Below are 17,500 nucleotides of genomic sequence, written 5' to 3'. Positions count from 1 at the left end.
AAATTGATATCCAAAAATAATAAAAAATTAGGTATAAGAATGTAACAATTTCCCGAAATTGCGTCCTATAAACAGAAAACAAGTTTAATATTTAAAATTATGAGAAAAACTTTATTGGCTTTAGCAGCAGTAGTATCTTTCGGAAGTACACTGTTTGCTCAGAAAGTTGACTTTGAAGAGTACACCCTCGATAACGGGTTGCACGTTGTATTACATCAGGATAAGTCAGCTCCGGTAGTGGTAACTTCAGTGATGTACCACGTTGGAGCAAAAGATGAAAATCCGGACAGAACGGGATTTGCTCACTTTTTTGAACACCTTCTGTTTGAAGGAACAGAAAATATAGAAAGAGGAGAATGGTTCAAAATGGTAACTTCCAACGGAGGGCACAACAATGCGAACACATCTGACGACAGAACTTATTACTATGAAGTATTCCCGTCAAACAATCTGGAATTGGCTTTGTGGATGGAATCTGACCGTATGATTCAACCGGTAATCAATCAAATCGGAGTAGATACACAAAACGAAGTTGTGAAAGAAGAAAAACGTTTGAGAGTTGATAATCAACCTTATGGTAATTTAATTACAGAAGTGAAGAAAAACATGTTCTTCAACCACCCATACCGTTGGGCACCGATTGGTTCTATGGAGCATTTAGATGCAGCTACTTTAGAAGAGTTTAGAGCATTTCACAAGAAATTTTATGTGCCAAATAACGCAGTTTTAGTCGTTGCCGGAGATATTGATTTTGACCAGACAAAAGAGTGGATTGAAAAATATTTCGGAATTGCCGAAAGAGGAGCTGAAGTGCCAAGAGTAAATGCGAAAGAAGCGCCGATTACGAAAACACTTCATGCTACGGCTTACGACGCAAATATCCAGTTGCCAATGCACTTGCTGGCATACAGAACACCATCGATGAAAACCAGAGATGCTCGTGTTTTGGATATGATTTCATCATATCTTTCAGGAGGAAAATCAACCATATTATACAAAAAAATTGTTGATGAGAAAAAAATGGCTTTGGAAATTTTTGCCAGCAATTTCGCACAGGAAGATTACGGCATTTATTTCATAGGATATCTGCCAATGCAAGGTATATCTAAAGAAGATATCCGAAAAGAAATCGACGAAGAACTGGTAAAATTACAAACCGAATTGATTTCAGAAAGAGATTACCAAAAGTTACAGAATGATTTCGAGAATATGTATGTAAACAGTAATTCAGACTTGGAAAGCCTGGCTGAAAACTTAGCTTCATATTATATGCTTTATGGCGACATCAACCTGATTAACGAAGAAATTGACATCTACCGTTCTATTACCAGAGAAGAAATCAGAGACGTGGCAAATAGATACTTAAAACCTAATCAAAGATTAGAATTAGATTATTTGCCTGAAACAGAACAAGAATAAATTAAGTAGAAAACAATGAGAAAAATATTTTTATTAGCATCAGCTTTAGTTTTAACTCTTAGTGCCGGTGCACAGATTAAAAGAGAGCAGCCAAAGTCTGGGCCAACGCCTCAGGTTCAGGTAAAAAAACCTACCGAATTTAAGTTAGACAACGGACTTACCGTAATGGTGGTTGAAGACCATAAACTGCCAAGAGTGAGCTATACGCTTACCATAGACACGCCACCTTATGCCGAAGGTGATAAAGTAGGTGTGTCTGGAATGACCAGTTCTGTTATCGGAAATGGAACTACAAAAACCCCGAAAGATAAATTTCTGGAAGAAGCTGATTTTATGGGAGCCAGTATCGGTTTCTGGAATACCGGAGCTTCTGGTAGCGGATTGTCAAAATATGCAGACAGAATCCTCGAAATGATGGCAGAGGGAGCATTGTACCCGTTGTTTGAACAGGAAGAATTCGACAAAGTAAAAGCTCAGACTATCGAAGGATTAAAAGCTTCTGAAAAAAGTACATCAGCGATTGCATCAAGAGTTCGAAGTGCATTATTGTTTGGAAAAAACCACCCGAACGGAGAATTTGAAACAGAAGAAAGCATCAATAATATCACGCTTGACGACGTGAAGAAAAATTACAAAGATTACTTTGTTCCGGAAAATGCTTATTTGGTAGTTATCGGCGATGTAGATGCTAACCATGTCAAAAAACAAGTAGAAAAACTGTTTAAAGACTGGAAAAAAGCATCTGCACCAAAAGCCAATTATCCAAAACCAAGCAATGTGGCAAAAACACAAATTGATTTTGTAGATGTGCCTAACGCTGTACAGTCAGAAATCGGTATCCAAAATTTGGTTGATTTGAAAATGACTGACAAAGATTATTTTGCAGCTTTGATGGCAAACCAGATTTTAGGCGGTGGCGGCGAAGGGCGTTTGTTCCTTAATCTGCGTGAAGCACACGGTTGGACTTACGGAGCATATTCTTCAATCGGTTCGGGTAAATATACCACCCGTTTCGTAGCAAGCTCATCTGTGAGAAATACCGTAACAGACAGTGCTGTGGTAGAATTCATGAACGAATTGACTCGAATCAGAGATACCAAAGTTTCTCAGGAAGAACTGGATTTGGCTAAAGCGAAATACGTTGGAAACTTTGTAATGGAAACACAAAAACCAGGAACTATTGCGAATTTTGCTCTACGTACAAAAACACAAAATCTGCCGGGAGATTTCTACGAAAATTATATTAAAAATATCAATGCAGTAACTGCAGATGACGTACAACGTGCCGCTAAGAAATACTTTTTAGCAGATAATTTCAGAATTGTCATTGCCGGAAAAGCATCAGAAGTGCTGGAAGGTTTGGAAAGATTAGGTTATCCGGTTAATTTCTACGACAGATACGCCAATCCTACCGACAAACCAGAAGTAAAAACAGTTGATGCAAGTGTTACACCACAAACGGTTTTGGAAAACTATATCAAAGCCATTGGAGGAAGAGAAAATATCGACAAAATAACTTCTTTGTCTATTGTGTATGAAGGTTCATTGCAAGGAGCACCAGTTTCTATGACCAGAAAACAAACCAATAGTGGACACATGTTGGTATCAATGATTGCCATGGGGCAAGAAATGATGAAACAAGTTGTTACGCCAGAAAGCGCTTATGTGATGCAGCAAGGGCAAAGATTTGACATGGAAGGTGAAGACCTGAAAGAAATGCAAGAAAGTGCCGTATTGTTTACTGAGCTTAAAGAGGTTGAAAACGCTAATCAATATACTTTGACAGGTATAGAGAACTTTAATGACGAGGATGCTTATGTGTTAAAACAAGACGATACAGCTTACTATTATAGTGTAGCAACTGGTTTAAAACTTGGTGAAGTAACTACAATCGAACAAGGTGGGCAAACCATGTCTATGGCACAAACAGTAGGTGATTACAAAGAAATAAAAGGAGTGAAAATACCTCAGTTTATGTCAATTCCATTAGGACCGGGAATGAACATCGACCTGCAAGCAAAAGAAATCAAGGTGAACGAAGGCGTTTCTGACGCAGACTTCAACTAATCACAGATTTTTTAGAATAAATAAAAACGGCAATCTTCGGATTGCCGTTTTTTTTATGAAATGATATTGATTGAATACTTCAATGTAAAAACTTCGTATATTTGTGCTTATGAACGAGCATCTTAATCCGAATAAAAATCCCGAAGAGTTTGAAGTGGAAAAAAAACTTCGTCCACTTTCTTTTGACGATTTTGCAGGACAGGAACAAGTATTGGAAAACCTGAAAATATTTGTAAAAGCAGCTAATCTTCGTGACGAAGCATTAGACCATACCTTGTTTCACGGTCCGCCAGGATTGGGAAAAACCACCCTGGCACACATCTTGGCAAGCGAACTCAATGTCGGTATCAAGATTACTTCGGGACCTGTTTTGGACAAGCCCGGGGATTTAGCCGGATTACTGACTAACTTGGAGGAGAGAGATGTACTTTTCATAGACGAAATTCATCGTTTGAGTCCGGTTGTGGAAGAATATCTGTATTCTGCCATGGAGGACTTTAAGATTGACATCATGATTGAATCCGGGCCAAATGCCAGAACGGTGCAAATCAACCTTAATCCGTTTACGCTGGTCGGTGCCACTACCCGTTCCGGTTTACTGACCGCCCCGATGCGGGCGAGGTTTGGTATCCAAAGCCGTTTACAATATTACAACACCGAACTCTTATCAACAATTATCGAGCGAAGTGCCGAAATCCTGCACGTGCCGATTCACTACGAAGCTGCTGTCGAAATTGCCGGTCGCAGCCGTGGAACCCCGCGTATTGCGAATGCTTTGTTACGTCGCGTGCGAGATTATGCACAAATCAAAGGTAACGGAACTATCGATGTTGAAATTGCCCGATATGGATTGAATGCATTGAATGTAGATAAATACGGATTGGACGAAATGGATAACAAAATCCTTTTGACTATCATTGACAAATTCAAAGGAGGGCCGGTCGGAATTTCGACTTTGGCGACTGCCGTATCCGAAAATGCAGAAACCATTGAGGAGGTTTATGAACCTTTTTTAATACAGGAAGGATTTATTTACCGCACACCAAGAGGACGGGAAGTGACCGAGAAAGCCTATCAGCATTTAGGGAAAATCAATAAAAAACTGCAAGGAGGTTTGTTTGATGAATGAAACGATTAAACAGCAGCATACCAATTGGATAAAAGCTGAAGCCAAGCGTTTGGGATTTATGTCTTGCGGTGTGTCCAAAGCCGGTTTTCTCGAAGAAGAAGCTCCTCGTTTAGAGCGTTGGCTCAACCAGAATATGCACGGCGAAATGCACTATATGGCAAATCATTTCGATAAACGCTTAGACCCGACATTGCTGGTTGATGGTGCAAAATCTGTGATTTCTCTATTGCTAAATTATTATCCCGAAAAAATACAAAATCAATCAGATAATTATAAAATATCCAAATATGCCTATGGCGAAGATTATCACTTCGTTATCAAGGATAAACTCAAGTCATTACTGGCATTTATCCAGGAAAAAATAGGCAAAGTCAACGGGCGGGTTTTTGTGGATTCAGCACCTGTTCTGGACAAAGCCTGGGCAAAACGTGGAGGCTTGGGGTGGGTTGGAAAACACAGTAATCTCATTGCTAAGCAAACTGGTTCATTTTTCTTTATTGCTGAATTAATTTGTGATTTGGAATTAGAATATGATTTGCCCGTTGCCGACCATTGCGGCACTTGTACCGCTTGTATCGATGCCTGCCCGACTGATGCAATTGAGCAGCCTTATGTGGTAAATGGAAGTAAATGTATTTCTTATTTTACCATTGAACTCAAGGACCAGATTCCGGCAGGTATGAGCGAAAAGTTTCAGGACTGGGTTTTCGGTTGTGATATTTGTCAGGACGTTTGCCCATGGAACCGATTTGCTCAACCACACAACGAATCGGCTTTTCTGCCTAATGAAAAACTGTTGAATTTTTCCAAAAAAGAATGGGCAGAACTTACGCAGGAAACTTTTAGCGAGGTTTTTAAAAAATCAGCAGTAAAACGAGCTAAATATACAGGACTGGTAAGGAACATTCGTTATTTAGGAGGAGAAAATAATTAACAAACTATACCTTAACACGTTGTATAAAACCTTAATTTGTTGTTTCACAATGTTTTTGACACAGTTTTTATTGGTTAAAAGTTTGAAAACTGTTCTCGACTCCCAACTTTCCATTGTGGAAATTTATTTCAATCTTTCTAATTTTCCTTTCCGCTTTACGATATTTTTATAATCCCATTGGATTTCTTTTGATTTTTTGAGCCAACGCTTTAAGTCTTCGGTATTGATTTCTTCTGCTGAATTATAAAAAACCGAAGCATCTTTAAATTTTCCACCCAACACATTTAGATTTTCTTCTTCAAAATCGGCACCGCTCCAAAACATCAACCGTATTCCAGCTTTTTGTTTGCTGTAACCAACAATCGGATTTTCGTCCAAAAACCAGACAGGGTGTCTGTGCCAAATTTTGGCTTGTACTGAGCCTGTCGAAGTATCTGATTCAGGAAGATTTTTGTTGATTTCTTTACAAAGAAAATCACAAATTTTCTTATCATCTTCCGATTGGCTGTCGTTGTAAGTTTGAATGTCTTGGTTCATATTTTTCAACTTTCAAGTATCGATTTTAGTTTACTCAATGCTTTCGGATAGGTTTCATTGAAATAACCGACAAAATCATCTGTCATATCAACGTCCACAGTAACTGCTGTGATCCCGTTGTTTTCTTCAAAGGTGTAATTTTCCAGTCCGCCTGCCCATTTTTCGATTTCTTCTCCTTCGGTAATTTCCGTATCCCCTTTTAAAATTCCGTAAGAACGAATGGAAACAAATTTGTTGGGAATGTTCTCTGCAATTTCGCTAACCATTCCGCCTTTTTCTCCATTTTCATCTACACCGATAAAAAGGATTTTTGAGCCTTTTTCCCAATTTCCTTCATAAGTGGAAGTCGGGTTAAATTCGGCTGTCCACGCTTCATAGGTTGCTTTGTCGTCCAATCCGAGCATCGTATTGTAAACCTTTGCAATCGGAGCGTTGATGTCTGTTTTGAATTGTAATTTTTTCATAGTTAATTGTTTTCTGTGTATCTTTTAAAATTATTCAGGATAGCCTGCCAGCCTGTTTTTTGCATATCGACAGGATTTTGATTTTCAGCTTCAAAAATAGTAGTAACTTTTGTTTTATCGTTTAAACTTTCAAAAACTGTAATAACTTTTCTGCCGTCTTCTATGGTATAAACAATCTTCTCGAAAGGAATGATTTCATCATAAACCGCTTTGAAATCAAACCCGAAACTTCCGTCTTTGGCTTCCATTCGGGCAGAATATATACCTCCGATTTTCATATCGTTTTCCGCTTTGGGACAATGCCAGTCGTCAGAAGCGAAATTCCATTTCGTAATGTGTTCGGGTTGAGTATAAGAATCCCAAACTTTGTTTGTACTTGCATTGATTGTTGTTTCAATCGTTATTGTTTGATGTATCATCATCTTTTTATTTTCTCATATAATCAAATGCTCCTTTTCTCAGGTTTATCCCGTATTCCAGATAAGCTTTCATACAATCAAGGAAATTTCCCCAACCGAATGAATTGCTTGTAAGCCATTCGGTATTTTCTTCGTTTAATTCTTTTTCGCCTTCAGTAACTTTTACTACCGTACTTTTGTCGGGTTGTTCTTCCAATATAATGTTTACAACGGTTTCTTCGTCCCAAATAAACGAAACGGATTTATCGGGCTGAACTTCTATTATTTTTACAGGAAACTTACCCGGAAAATCGCCAAATTCCCAAGTAAGCTCTTTTCCTGTTTCCATTCGCCCCGAGCTTTCCGAAATAAAATATTTCGTCATTTTTTCAGGATTTACAATAGCCTCAAAAACTTCTGCAATCGGTTTTTGAATTTGTAGTGTTGCTTTTGCTGTGAGTTTCATATCTTTCTATTTAAACATTGGTCGGTATTTCTCTCTGTTTTCATAAATTATCCAAAGCAGAATTGCCCAAATTACTAAAGCAATAAGCAGTCCGCTGGTATCGACAAAAATATGGGTTAATAAAATTCCTACCATTACAGGAAAAAGAACCACTGCACCCAAGGCTCTTGTTTTTGGAAAAATAATCAGCAATCCTCCAATAATTTCAGCAATAGCAATGAGAGGCATCAGCCACGATATTTCCATTATAGCACCAAAATCTTTCATCATTTCCTCTGCCATATCTTCGGGAACAGGCATGTAGTTAAAAAACTTGTTCAGCCCTCCGTTGATTAGCAAAAGTCCGAACAATACGGACAGTACGGTTAAAATCTTCTGTTTCATAATTTTTTTATTAAATGTTATTACTTTTTTTGCTTATTTTCAATTACTCTAAACCGAACAATTCTTTCAATTAAATTAACAGGTAAAGGCTCATCAAGCGGAAACTGAACAGAACCTTTTCCCTGCTTATATTTTAAGAGTTCCTCTGCAAATTCCAAATGCCCTGTGGGTGTGGCATATAACCCGATATGGTTTTTATATCCTGCAAAATACACCAAAGGTTTTTTGTTCAGCTTGTAGGCAGGCATTCCGTAAGCAATGCTCTCTTCCGCTTCGGGTGCATTCTCCTTTATTACCTTACGGATCAAATGAAGCCTTCTCTGGATTTTTCCCGAAAAACCGGCAATATACTCCTCAACATTCTTAGGCTTTGGCATGCCCGTAGTTTTATCTTTGGACTTTTCCAAAAGTTTAAATGATAAACCCTGTTCTTCCAATACTGATTTTAATATGGGTAAAGAGGCTTTTCCGATTCCGTGCAATTTCAGGATATCCTTTTCACTATAAGCCGAAAGTTTTTGAACACTATCAATACCGTGATGTAATAAGGCATTTCTCGCAGGACTGCTAAAAAGTGCTAAAAATCCTGTCGTAGGTTCTTTTAATTTTTCACAAACAGGACAGGTTGGACAGTCGCTACTTTTATAATAAACGTGCCCAACCTTACAAATCCTTTTTGTCTTTAGCCCTGCCATATAAAACTGTCTTAAAACGTAAATATTCGTTTCGTCATTTTAAAGAAAACCATCTGAATATTAACTCATTTTTTTATTCCCTTCAAAGTGAATCATCCAAAAAATACCAAATTGATCCTGAAACGATGCATAAAGTTCCGCCCAAAATTGTTCGCCCAACGGCATCTCGATATCTAATGCATTTTCAGACAATGCTTCGTACAGTTCTTTAGCTTCTTCAGCTGTATCCGTATCAAGCATGATATACGTTGCATTTCCAGTGGTGGCTTTGTGTCCAAAATTCTCTACACAGTCTGATCCCATCAACATCGTATCTTTGTTGATCATAATCCCTGTATTCATAATTTTGTTTTTGTCTTCTTCTGCCATCGGAAAATTGGGGTCTGCCGGTAAATCTCCAAAACGATGGGTACCGATATTTTCTGTTTTAAACACTTTTTCGTAAAACTTAAATGCAGTTTCACAGTTTCCGTTAAAATTTAAATAAGCGTGAATCTTTGCCATACTTTTTATTATTTAGTTCTAAACAAAAGTACACATACAGACCCAAAAAAAACTTGTCTTATGACAAGAAATGAAATCTTTACGAAATTTCCTTTCGTATCCTGCTGAGCGATGTATCGGTAATTCCGAGATAACTTGCAATGTATTTAAGCGGAGATTGCAGGACTACCTGTGGTTGTTCTTTGATAAGTTGCAGGTATCTCTCTTTTGCCGAAATGGTTACCATTTCTACTGAACGCTGTTTGAAATGGAACAAGCGTCCTGTCATCCATAAACGTCCCCATTCGGGAAACCCTCCGATAGAATGGAATAGCTCCTGAAAAACGTCAAAATCTATTTTCCAGCAAATGCAATCGGTCAAAGCCTGAATATTTTCTTTGGCAGGTATCCGTTGGAACAGCGAAAGCACCTCAATAACCACCTCATAATTGCAGAAAAAATCGGTTGTAATGTCGTTTCCGTTATAATCATAAGCAAAAGAACGTAGTAATCCGTTTTCCAGAATCAGGTAGCTGTTGGCAATTTCTCCTTCTTTCAGAATGAAATCTCCCTTTTTGAGGGTTATTTTTTGGTGTGCCTCAATAATACTCTCAAGCTCTTGAGAATTTATCAAAGGGTGTTGATATACTTGAGAAAGTAACTCTTTTTTCATGTTGAAATAGATAAAATTGCCGGAAGGTTTTTATTTTTCGATGATTTTTAATTGTTTTTTTATCAGCTGACTGATTTCTGCGGAGGGTATTTTTTGGTCAAACTTAATTTGAATGGTATTTTTTCCTGTTTTATATCCTTTTTCTTTCAGTGTTTCTCTGTCTTCTTCTTCGAGCGAATCTATTCCGAAACTCACATGATGTTTTGCCACGCTAAAGCCGGCAAGAATTCCATTAAGTTTATAGATAGGCACGTTCCAGCTTATTACTCCTTCTGCATTCGGAGCTGTTGTTTCTATAATTCTTTTAAGCTCCTCCATGATTTTTTGAGATTCTGCTGGCGAATGTCTGATGTATTCATCAATTGTTTCGGGTTTTGCGTTCTTCATTCTTTCTCAGGTTTTCCTTGATAACAAATATACTGAATTACCTTATTTGTTTGAATAGGATACCTTAAATTAAAAATTTATTAAAAACAAAAAATGCCGACAACTTTCATCATCGGCATTTCATTATTATGAGATGCTTAAAGTTTATAAAGTTTGAAAGTTCAAAAACCTATTCCGGATTTATTTCGTCAAGAATTTCCTGTGTGGCTTCTTCCGTATTCAGTTTCTTTTCTGCGTTCTTTTTACAAGTCAGGCAAAGTTCAGAATCTCCGATTTTTCTTTCTTCCCAAGCCTGTTTAACCGTTCCGTTGTGTTTATCCCGGTTTCTGATGTGCTGGCAATCAGCATCTAGATGATATTTGTTGCCCTGATTTGTCCAATACACTAAATCCACACCGTTGTTCAACTCTCTGATAAGGTCGGTCTGAGCATTGATTTGCTCGGTATATTTTTCGACCGACGGTGGATTGAAATCAGCACTACCGATTCCGGCAATAACTAAGGCAACTCCGGCGATACTGCCGAGAATAGCTTTTTGTTTTCCGTCGATGTTTTTATTGGTCAGCACCAGTATAATTAGCGGTAAGAATGCCACGATAGCAGCAATTACACCCAATTGACTTTGTAAAACAAATAAAAACTTGTTTTTCTCTGACGGTGGGTCAAGCCTGCCGGATTTTTTCCAAAGCATTGAACCGATAAGTACCAGAATCAAATCAAGAATGATTAACCCGATAGTCCACATATTAATAATGCTTTCTTCGGCACGGACAGCTTGTAATATAAAGCGTATGGCAAATATCTGAGCCACAATCGCCCCAATCCACAACAAAGCGGCAAAAATACGTAACTGAGTTGCTTTTCCTTTTGCCTCGTCTGTGGCAACAAATTGTTTTTCTTTGTTCATAGTTCTTATGTGTAAATTAATATTGAAACTCAATACAAAAATACACATTTTTGTTAATTAATCCATAAAAAATATGCTTTCTGGCTAAAAATAAATGGAAAGTTATAGATTTATTACTATGTTTATCAGAGTTTTTGACGGATTATTTTTTATTCCGGTATTTTTTGTTTATATTCCTCGCAGACCAAATTATTAAAAAAATAATTCAATGATTCAAATCAAAAAATGGGACGACAAAAGCCCGATGACAACACAAAATTTTGAAGAAGTTAATCAATTTTTATACGAATATTTGCAAGAATATGGCGACCCGAAAGAGGATATTGCCAAGGCGATGCGTTATTCTTTGAACCAGACAGACCGCGAAACCGGCGGTTTTGTACTCACAGCTTACAATAATGACGAACTGGTCGGAGCTACGGTCATCAACGAAACAGGAATGCAGGATTACATTCCGGAAAATATTCTGGTTTATATCGCAACGCACCCGCAGCAGAGAGGAAAAGGTATAGGCAAATCGCTGATGCAGGAGGCTATTGAACAATGTAAAGGAGGTATCGCATTACATGTTGAACCCGATAATCCGGCGAAGAAATTGTACGAAAAATTAGGATTTACGAATAAGTATCTCGAAATGAGGTATGTAAAATAATGCCATGGCTTATATCACTTTAAATAAATCAAAACTTAAATATAACTACGATAAACTATCCGGATTTTTTTCTGAGAAAAACATAGAATGGTCGGCTGTGACTAAGATTCTGTGTGGAAACAAACTGTTTCTTGAAGAAGTTATCAAATTGGGAATAACGAATTGTTCGGATTCGCGAATTTCCAACCTGAAAAAAATCAAAGAAATTTGTCCCGAAGCCCAGACTTTGTATATCAAACCACCAGCAAAAGGCGTGATTGAAGATGTGGTTAAATATGCCGACATCAGCCTGAATACGTCGATTTATACCATTAAAAAACTTTCTGAGGAAGCTCAGAAACAGAATAAGGTACACAAAATTATCATTATGATTGATTTAGGCGAACTCCGGGAAGGTGTGATGCGAGAAGATTTTATCAAATTCTACGAATCAATTTTCCAGCTGAAAAACATAGAAGTAATTGGTTTGGGAACGAATTTATCTTGTCTGTATGGCGTTTTACCTAATTCTGACAAGCTCATACAGTTATGTTTGTATAAACAGCTGGTGGAGTATAAATTTAACCGGAATATCAAATTTATATCCGGTGGCTCGTCGGTAACCATACCGTTGGTCGAGCAGGATATTCTGCCCAAAGGCGTGAACCATTTTCGGGTTGGAGAAACTTTGTTTATGGGTACGAACGCTTATGACGGTTCGCCGTATAAAACATTGGAAAAGAACGTTTTTAAGCTATATGCCGAGATTATAGAATTGTACGAAAAACCGATTGTGCCAAGTGGCGAAATGGGAACAAATCTTGAAGGCGACACGGTCGATTTTAACGATGACGACATCGGCAAAACGTCCAATCGGGCATTGATAGATATCGGAATTCTGGATATTGACGCCAATCATCTCGAAACTACCGACAAAACTATCAAAATTGCCGGAGCAACCTCCGATATGATTGTTCTGGATTTAGGCAGCAATGAAAATCGTTATAAAGTGGGGGATACCGTCGAATTTACAATGGATTATATGGGAATTGTCCGGATAATGAACTCAAAATATATTGAGAAAAAAATAGTTTGACTTTTTAGGGAAATAAATTTACCAAAACAGCTTGTGAATTCAATCACAAGCTGTTGTTTTAGTTTTTAAATCAAAAACAATTATGTCATATCTTTGCATAAAATGTTTTTATGGAGAAAAAAGTACAACTGAATATTGATTACTTTGAAATGAGTCCGTTTTATTCGGTTATTTCGTTTCATAAAGTCATTGATGCATTAAAGGAAATCGCTGAAAACGACGATGCACCTTATCGGGTCAATTATGCGGAATCTCTATTGAAAGAAGTGGCAAAAGTCCCGGAGCTTTATACGGGAATTACCTCCAAAACCACGATCTATGAAAATATAGACCTGATTCACAACCTGCTGGCAGACCTGTTTCCTACTGCTTTGACCCACAATGAAATCAAAGCGGTAAGCTTGCCTTTCCAAAACTTCAACTTTAATTTTACCAAGCGTTTTCAAAAAATTATTATTGATGCAGGTGAAGAATTTGAAATAAATATCCGTGATTTTGGCAATGAACAATACTATATTTTCAGTTGTTGTTTGATTTTAAATACCTGTTATGGCGAAAATTTTGATATGTCGAGTCCTTTGTTTTACGATATCCCGGACAGCAAAGGAATTTTACGCCATTACCGCATCATTTACAACGGCGATTTCACAGAATTAATTCCAACCGATAAAGCAAAAAAACTGAGCAAAAATGATATCGAATTACTTAAACGAAGTTATGATGATATTGAAGTCTGGAAAAAAATGTTTCCACCTCATAGCTGGATTTTAAAAGGATTTGGTATTATTACTTTATTTGATGCGACCATCGAGAATACGATTTCAAACATAAAGACAAGCTTGCTTAAGGCAGGGCAGGATAGCATCGAAATTTCTATTGGGCAAAATACGATCCGTTCTATTTTCAAAATCAAAAATCTGGATTACGGAGCGTGTTTTGTTGATGATGAAACCAATGATTTTATTGATCTGGCGATGCGTACCGATTTTGTTAGTATGTTTAGCCTCAACGGAAAAGATGTGTCTAAAGAAGTAATAAGAGCTGCGCAAAACTTTTTTGGATTTGTGCGGAATTCCGAAAGATATTTTTGTGTAACGGACATATTGGAGCTTTATGAACATCAGGAATGGATTCCTTATTTAGAATTTTTAAAAGGCAATAATATCCGTAGTTTTATTCTGGCTCCGATTAAAAAAACAGACGCATTTCAGGCATACCTCGAATTGGTATGTGCAACGCCTTACACACTCAATACCATTAATGCCAATAAGCTAAACGATCTGATGCCGTTGATCAATGATACGTTTGAACGTTATCATTACGAAGTTAAAAATGAGATTGATGCCATTATTCAGCGGGAATACACCACCATTCATCCGAGTGTAAACTGGAAATTTGAAAACGAAGCAAAAAGATATTTCTTTGCCAAAAACAGTGCTGAAAATATCCCTTCGGAAGAAATTTTAAAAGAAATTGTATTTGAAAACGTATTTCCTCTTTACGGAGAAACCGATATTAAAGGTTCAACGGCATTCAGAAACAAAGCTACGATGGCGGATTTAAAAAGCCAGTTAAAAGAGATTCTAATCATTCTGGAAAACACAAAAACCGAAGATCAGAGTCTGCTTTTTGACCAACGCATCAATGAGATTAAGTATTGGCAGAAACAATTAAAAAAGCACCATTTTGTTGCAGAAGTACAAATTCATCATTATATCACAACGACCATTCATCCGTTATTTCAACAGCTTGGTGACAAAAAGTCTTTCAAAAAGCAAATTGAAAAATACTATGGTCTGATTGATGATAAAACGCAGCGGTTTTGTATACAGCGTAAAAAATACGATACTGCCATCCAAACAATCAATAAAAATATAACAGATATTATTGATACCGAACAGATTGCTGTTCAGCAAGTATATCCGCATTATTTTGAACGTTTCAGAACTGATGGGGTAGAACATAGTTTGTTTATAGGAAACAGCATCACGCCGCATCATATTTTTGATCCCATTTACCTGTATAATCTGCGGTTGTGGCAGATTCAGGTAATGTGCAAAATAATTATGTCGAATCACAAGCTTCAGACAAAATTAAAATTTGACATCCAACTTACCAGCTTGATTTTGGCATATAGTGAGGTCATTTCCATACGGTTCCGGATGGATGAAAAGCGTTTTGATGTGGAAGGAAATACCGATATCCGTTTTGAGATAATGAAAAAACGCCTGGCAAAAGCGATGCTGAAAGATTCCAAAGAACGCTTAGTTCAGGAAGATAAACTGGCAATTGTTTATGTAAACGACACTGAAAAACAGAATTATATCAATTATCTTAATTTTCTCAAGAAAAAGAATTATTTCGTCGGTGAAATTGAACAGGTAACCATAGAAAACCTTCAGGACATCAACGATCTTGAAGCATTGCGTATGAGCATCAATACTGAATTTAATCCTGATGATTTTGTGATTTATTCTTATAGTGATTTTATGAAATTTATTGCGAAGTTTTGATAAAATTGAAAAAAACTAAAAATCACTTTTCAAAGTAATTTTGCTCAATAAACTCAACTGTTTCTTGGATCAACTCATCAAGTTGATCCTTTGAAATGTTGTTGAATCCATGATCTCCTTTTTTTACTTTAACAAATTTGTTATCCACATTGTTTTGATCTAACGCTTTTTTTAATTTTTTAGATTCTTTAAAAGGAACGACAAAATCTTTTGTTCCGTGCATAATAAGTGTAGGGACGGCATTTGATGTAACAAATTCGATAGGAGAATAAGCTTTTGCAACTTCTATTGCTTTTTTCTTATCTGTTTTAATATCATAGGAAGTCATCGCAATAATCAATTTTTCTCTTATATCGTATAATTGTCGAAAAAAACATTTGTAGATTAATTTGGTCAAAGGACTTGCTTTAGTCTTCAGTACCTTGTTTAAATCTGTAGGTCCGAAATTGTCCACAATATAATTTACTTTGGTGGAGTATGCTTGTAATTCCTGGCTTCCCAATGCAAAATCATCACCGGTATATCCAATCAAGAGTGCAAGATGTGCTCCGGCAGAACCTCCCCATAAGCCAATGTTTTCTGTATCAAAGTTATAATCGCCTGCGTGTGCACGAATCCATCGAACAGCATCTTTACAGTCGATGACAGGAGCAGGAAGATGCGTGTTTTTGTTGACCAAACGATAATTGATACTTGCTATTGCATAACCTCTTGTTCGCAAGGTATCTCTTAGGGAACGCATATAGTAGATGGATTCATGATCTTTATTGCCTTCAACCCAGGCACCCCCGTGAATAAAAACTACAAGAGGCGTTTTTTGAAACAAGTGGTTTGTAGGGAAATAAAGATCCAGTTTGACCGAGTCGTTTTCGGGGGTGATTTTATAGGTAATATCTTTTATAACGGTTTGTTGAGCAAACACACTCGGCTGTAAAAAGAAACAAAATACTAATAAAACGGACTTTAGAATTTTCATGAATGGATGTTTTTTCTGTGCAAGATATAATAAACTCTTTTTGCTTAGTGCTGTTGTTTAAATATTTAAATGATACTCATGTAACTTATTGAATTAGTCGGATTCTACAATCCATTTTTAGAAATTCGCCAATAGTTAAACCAACAATCAAACCCTGATAAACGCAATACAGAAAGCCGTTACCGAAACAATAATTCCAATCATAAACACGGTATATGAAATACCTAAAAGTTTGTATTTTTTGTTGAGTACCACACCCAGGGAATATAAATCTTTTATCAGCGTATCATACAGATAATCACGGTCTTCCATCAAATCGTTCATGGCTTCGTTAAAATCTGTCAAAGCCAGCTGATGGAAATTTCCGAAAAACAAAATATTTACTTTACGCGATTGAATGTCTGCTTTGGTAATAGGGGTGGAACTGACCTTTGGCTTGGTAGCCATAATCGTAATAACGATGGTTGCAACACTAAAAATCAGTAGGGTAAATGTCGGAATGATTAAATGTGAATTACTCGGACTATCCAACTTAGGAATAATCGCTGTCAAAATAATGGAGATAATAATCGAATTGACCGAAAGCAGAATGTTGGCTTTGCTGTCGGCAATGGAACTCAGTTGTGTGTGATTTCGTAACGTAACCCGAAAAAGCGTTTCAATGCCTCGTTCGGGACGTTCCAGTTTTTTGAGTTTTTTTTCTTTTATTTCTTGATTTCTGCCTTTCTTGCCAGAGGTTAGTTTCTTTAAATTTTCACGAAGCTTAAAAATGGTCTGCTCTTTTTTTGATTGCCAGTGTTCTTTTGCGTAATCTGTATAAAAATAGTGGTTTTTGGTAAGCATTATGATGTTTTCACGACACCATTCCACTTCAGTAATACCGGTGTTTTTAACACCCTCTATTTCCTCTTTTAATAAACTGCAATGTTCCGGATAATTATCTAAAGTAAAATGAAAAAAATCAGCATCCTTCATACACATTTCCAGTAAATTTTCAGGAACGTGGTTAAATTTTGTTGCTAAGATCAAACGGCAAACTTCTTCATTATTGACCGTTTCCAATGGATAATCGTTCATGAAAGCAACAAAGAGTTCACAACTTTTTTCTTCGTGATTTTCACCACCGTAAATATAACCGGCGTCGTGAAACCAGCCTGCAAGTCGTAAATGCAATGCCTCCTTTTGTGAGATATTTTTACCTTTGATCAGTTCATTCAAAGCCGTAACAACACGCAAAGTATGTAAATAATCGTGATATAAATATTCACAAGAAAGCTTATCTTTGAATAAATTAAATATGTAGGCTTCGGCTCGGTTTAAAAGTTCCATAGATCTATTTTA

General features: G+C 36.9%; 19 protein-coding genes. 7 read left to right on the top strand and 12 right to left on the bottom strand.

Annotation, left to right across the window (positions count from 1 at the left end; genetic code table 11):
* The first annotated feature begins 99 nt into the window (after window positions 1-99).
* The 4 genes from CDL10_RS00840 to queG all read left to right on the top strand — a co-directional run bounded on the left by CDL10_RS00840 (window position 100) and on the right by queG (window position 5,549).
* On the top strand, window positions 100-1,419 hold the full coding sequence (locus tag CDL10_RS00840; RefSeq protein ID WP_100676772.1) for a M16 family metallopeptidase: 1,320 nt from the start codon (window positions 100-102) through the stop codon (window positions 1,417-1,419).
* Window positions 1,420-1,434: 15 nt separating this feature from the next.
* Complete coding sequence (locus CDL10_RS00835) at window positions 1,435-3,486, top strand: M16 family metallopeptidase (RefSeq protein WP_100676771.1); 2,052 nt, start codon at window positions 1,435-1,437, stop codon at window positions 3,484-3,486.
* Between the two features lie 109 nt (window positions 3,487-3,595).
* Window positions 3,596-4,615, top strand: a complete 1,020-nt coding sequence (gene ruvB / locus CDL10_RS00830; protein WP_100676770.1) for a Holliday junction branch migration DNA helicase RuvB — start codon at window positions 3,596-3,598, stop codon at window positions 4,613-4,615.
* Window positions 4,608-5,549 carry a tRNA epoxyqueuosine(34) reductase QueG gene (gene queG / locus CDL10_RS00825; protein ID WP_100676769.1) on the top strand — a complete coding sequence of 314 codons (942 nt, stop codon included), beginning with the start codon at window positions 4,608-4,610 and terminating at the stop codon, window positions 5,547-5,549. The genes ruvB and queG overlap by 8 nt, the downstream gene beginning before the upstream one ends.
* Before the next feature lie 123 nt (window positions 5,550-5,672).
* Here the strand turns inward: queG and CDL10_RS00820 are convergent, their stop codons facing one another.
* The 10 genes from CDL10_RS00820 to CDL10_RS00775 all read right to left on the bottom strand — a co-directional run bounded on the left by CDL10_RS00820 (window position 5,673) and on the right by CDL10_RS00775 (window position 10,943).
* The gene (locus CDL10_RS00820; RefSeq protein WP_100676768.1) at window positions 5,673-6,086 is read right to left on the bottom strand and encodes a DUF1801 domain-containing protein; all 414 of its coding nucleotides are present in this window, start codon (window positions 6,084-6,086) and stop codon (window positions 5,673-5,675) included.
* 5 nt (window positions 6,087-6,091) lie between these two features.
* Window positions 6,092-6,550, bottom strand: a complete 459-nt coding sequence (locus tag CDL10_RS00815; RefSeq protein ID WP_100676767.1) for an SRPBCC family protein — start codon at window positions 6,548-6,550, stop codon at window positions 6,092-6,094.
* Window positions 6,551-6,552: 2 nt separating this feature from the next.
* Window positions 6,553-6,969, bottom strand: coding sequence for an SRPBCC family protein (locus CDL10_RS00810; protein WP_100678590.1), 417 nt, complete (start codon window positions 6,967-6,969; stop codon window positions 6,553-6,555).
* A gap of 7 nt (window positions 6,970-6,976) precedes the next feature.
* Window positions 6,977-7,414: an SRPBCC domain-containing protein gene (locus CDL10_RS00805; protein ID WP_100676766.1), complete on the bottom strand. Its 438-nt coding sequence runs from the start codon at window positions 7,412-7,414 to the stop codon at window positions 6,977-6,979.
* A 6-nt stretch (window positions 7,415-7,420) separates the two neighbouring features.
* Window positions 7,421-7,798 carry a DoxX family protein gene (locus tag CDL10_RS00800; RefSeq protein ID WP_100676765.1) on the bottom strand — a complete coding sequence of 126 codons (378 nt, stop codon included), beginning with the start codon at window positions 7,796-7,798 and terminating at the stop codon, window positions 7,421-7,423.
* Window positions 7,799-7,818: 20 nt separating this feature from the next.
* A complete protein-coding gene (locus tag CDL10_RS11565; RefSeq protein ID WP_100676764.1) occupies window positions 7,819-8,493 on the bottom strand; it encodes a DUF1801 domain-containing protein in 675 nt (224 codons plus the stop codon).
* Window positions 8,494-8,553: 60 nt separating this feature from the next.
* A complete protein-coding gene (locus CDL10_RS00790; RefSeq protein ID WP_100676763.1) occupies window positions 8,554-8,997 on the bottom strand; it encodes a VOC family protein in 444 nt (147 codons plus the stop codon).
* A gap of 79 nt (window positions 8,998-9,076) precedes the next feature.
* Window positions 9,077-9,649 (bottom strand): Crp/Fnr family transcriptional regulator, encoded by a 573-nt coding sequence (locus CDL10_RS00785; RefSeq protein ID WP_100676762.1) that lies wholly within the window; start codon window positions 9,647-9,649, stop codon window positions 9,077-9,079.
* 30 nt (window positions 9,650-9,679) lie between these two features.
* Entirely contained in the window at window positions 9,680-10,036 is a 357-nt protein-coding gene (locus CDL10_RS00780; protein ID WP_100676761.1) for an iron chaperone, read from the bottom strand.
* A 169-nt stretch (window positions 10,037-10,205) separates the two neighbouring features.
* Entirely contained in the window at window positions 10,206-10,943 is a 738-nt protein-coding gene (locus CDL10_RS00775) for a hypothetical protein (protein ID WP_100676760.1), read from the bottom strand.
* A 208-nt stretch (window positions 10,944-11,151) separates the two neighbouring features.
* Between CDL10_RS00775 and CDL10_RS00770 the strand changes: the two genes are divergently transcribed.
* From CDL10_RS00770 to CDL10_RS00760, 3 genes are all read left to right on the top strand, one after another.
* Window positions 11,152-11,595, top strand: coding sequence for a GNAT family N-acetyltransferase (locus CDL10_RS00770; protein ID WP_100676759.1), 444 nt, complete (start codon window positions 11,152-11,154; stop codon window positions 11,593-11,595).
* A 4-nt stretch (window positions 11,596-11,599) separates the two neighbouring features.
* On the top strand, window positions 11,600-12,670 hold the full coding sequence (locus CDL10_RS00765) for an alanine racemase (protein WP_100676758.1): 1,071 nt from the start codon (window positions 11,600-11,602) through the stop codon (window positions 12,668-12,670).
* A gap of 110 nt (window positions 12,671-12,780) precedes the next feature.
* The gene (locus CDL10_RS00760; protein WP_100676757.1) at window positions 12,781-15,183 is read left to right on the top strand and encodes a GAF domain-containing protein; all 2,403 of its coding nucleotides are present in this window, start codon (window positions 12,781-12,783) and stop codon (window positions 15,181-15,183) included.
* 22 nt (window positions 15,184-15,205) lie between these two features.
* Here the strand turns inward: CDL10_RS00760 and CDL10_RS00755 are convergent, their stop codons facing one another.
* Both CDL10_RS00755 and CDL10_RS00750 read right to left on the bottom strand, forming a co-directional pair.
* Window positions 15,206-16,159, bottom strand: a complete 954-nt coding sequence (locus CDL10_RS00755) for an alpha/beta hydrolase (RefSeq protein WP_100676756.1) — start codon at window positions 16,157-16,159, stop codon at window positions 15,206-15,208.
* A 147-nt stretch (window positions 16,160-16,306) separates the two neighbouring features.
* Window positions 16,307-17,488 carry a Pycsar system effector family protein gene (locus CDL10_RS00750; protein WP_100676755.1) on the bottom strand — a complete coding sequence of 394 codons (1,182 nt, stop codon included), beginning with the start codon at window positions 17,486-17,488 and terminating at the stop codon, window positions 16,307-16,309.
* Window positions 17,489-17,500: the final 12 nt, after the last annotated feature.

It is taken from the genome of Avrilella dinanensis (assembly GCF_002807015.1).
Taxonomy (GTDB): Bacteria; Bacteroidota; Bacteroidia; order Flavobacteriales; family Flavobacteriaceae; genus Flavobacterium; species Flavobacterium dinanensis.
This window is presented reverse-complemented; position numbering and strand designations above follow the sequence as displayed.

What these genes read in the sequence shown, in the direction of transcription:
- CDL10_RS00840 (WP_100676772.1), top strand. Translation starts at nt 100, where the DNA reads ATGAGAAAAACTTTATTGGCTTTAGCAGCAGTAGTATCTTTCGGAAGT.
- CDL10_RS00835 (WP_100676771.1), top strand. Translation starts at nt 1,435, where the DNA reads ATGAGAAAAATATTTTTATTAGCATCAGCTTTAGTTTTAACTCTTAGT.
- ruvB (WP_100676770.1), top strand. Translation starts at nt 3,596, where the DNA reads ATGAACGAGCATCTTAATCCGAATAAAAATCCCGAAGAGTTTGAAGTG.
- queG (WP_100676769.1), top strand. Translation starts at nt 4,608, where the DNA reads ATGAATGAAACGATTAAACAGCAGCATACCAATTGGATAAAAGCTGAA.
- CDL10_RS00820 (WP_100676768.1), bottom strand. Translation starts at nt 6,086, where the DNA reads ATGAACCAAGACATTCAAACTTACAACGACAGCCAATCGGAAGATGAT.
- CDL10_RS00815 (WP_100676767.1), bottom strand. Translation starts at nt 6,550, where the DNA reads ATGAAAAAATTACAATTCAAAACAGACATCAACGCTCCGATTGCAAAG.
- CDL10_RS00810 (WP_100678590.1), bottom strand. Translation starts at nt 6,969, where the DNA reads ATGATACATCAAACAATAACGATTGAAACAACAATCAATGCAAGTACA.
- CDL10_RS00805 (WP_100676766.1), bottom strand. Translation starts at nt 7,414, where the DNA reads ATGAAACTCACAGCAAAAGCAACACTACAAATTCAAAAACCGATTGCA.
- CDL10_RS00800 (WP_100676765.1), bottom strand. Translation starts at nt 7,798, where the DNA reads ATGAAACAGAAGATTTTAACCGTACTGTCCGTATTGTTCGGACTTTTG.
- CDL10_RS11565 (WP_100676764.1), bottom strand. Translation starts at nt 8,493, where the DNA reads ATGGCAGGGCTAAAGACAAAAAGGATTTGTAAGGTTGGGCACGTTTAT.
- CDL10_RS00790 (WP_100676763.1), bottom strand. Translation starts at nt 8,997, where the DNA reads ATGGCAAAGATTCACGCTTATTTAAATTTTAACGGAAACTGTGAAACT.
- CDL10_RS00785 (WP_100676762.1), bottom strand. Translation starts at nt 9,649, where the DNA reads ATGAAAAAAGAGTTACTTTCTCAAGTATATCAACACCCTTTGATAAAT.
- CDL10_RS00780 (WP_100676761.1), bottom strand. Translation starts at nt 10,036, where the DNA reads ATGAAGAACGCAAAACCCGAAACAATTGATGAATACATCAGACATTCG.
- CDL10_RS00775 (WP_100676760.1), bottom strand. Translation starts at nt 10,943, where the DNA reads ATGAACAAAGAAAAACAATTTGTTGCCACAGACGAGGCAAAAGGAAAA.
- CDL10_RS00770 (WP_100676759.1), top strand. Translation starts at nt 11,152, where the DNA reads ATGATTCAAATCAAAAAATGGGACGACAAAAGCCCGATGACAACACAA.
- CDL10_RS00765 (WP_100676758.1), top strand. Translation starts at nt 11,600, where the DNA reads ATGGCTTATATCACTTTAAATAAATCAAAACTTAAATATAACTACGAT.
- CDL10_RS00760 (WP_100676757.1), top strand. Translation starts at nt 12,781, where the DNA reads ATGGAGAAAAAAGTACAACTGAATATTGATTACTTTGAAATGAGTCCG.
- CDL10_RS00755 (WP_100676756.1), bottom strand. Translation starts at nt 16,159, where the DNA reads ATGAAAATTCTAAAGTCCGTTTTATTAGTATTTTGTTTCTTTTTACAG.
- CDL10_RS00750 (WP_100676755.1), bottom strand. Translation starts at nt 17,488, where the DNA reads ATGGAACTTTTAAACCGAGCCGAAGCCTACATATTTAATTTATTCAAA.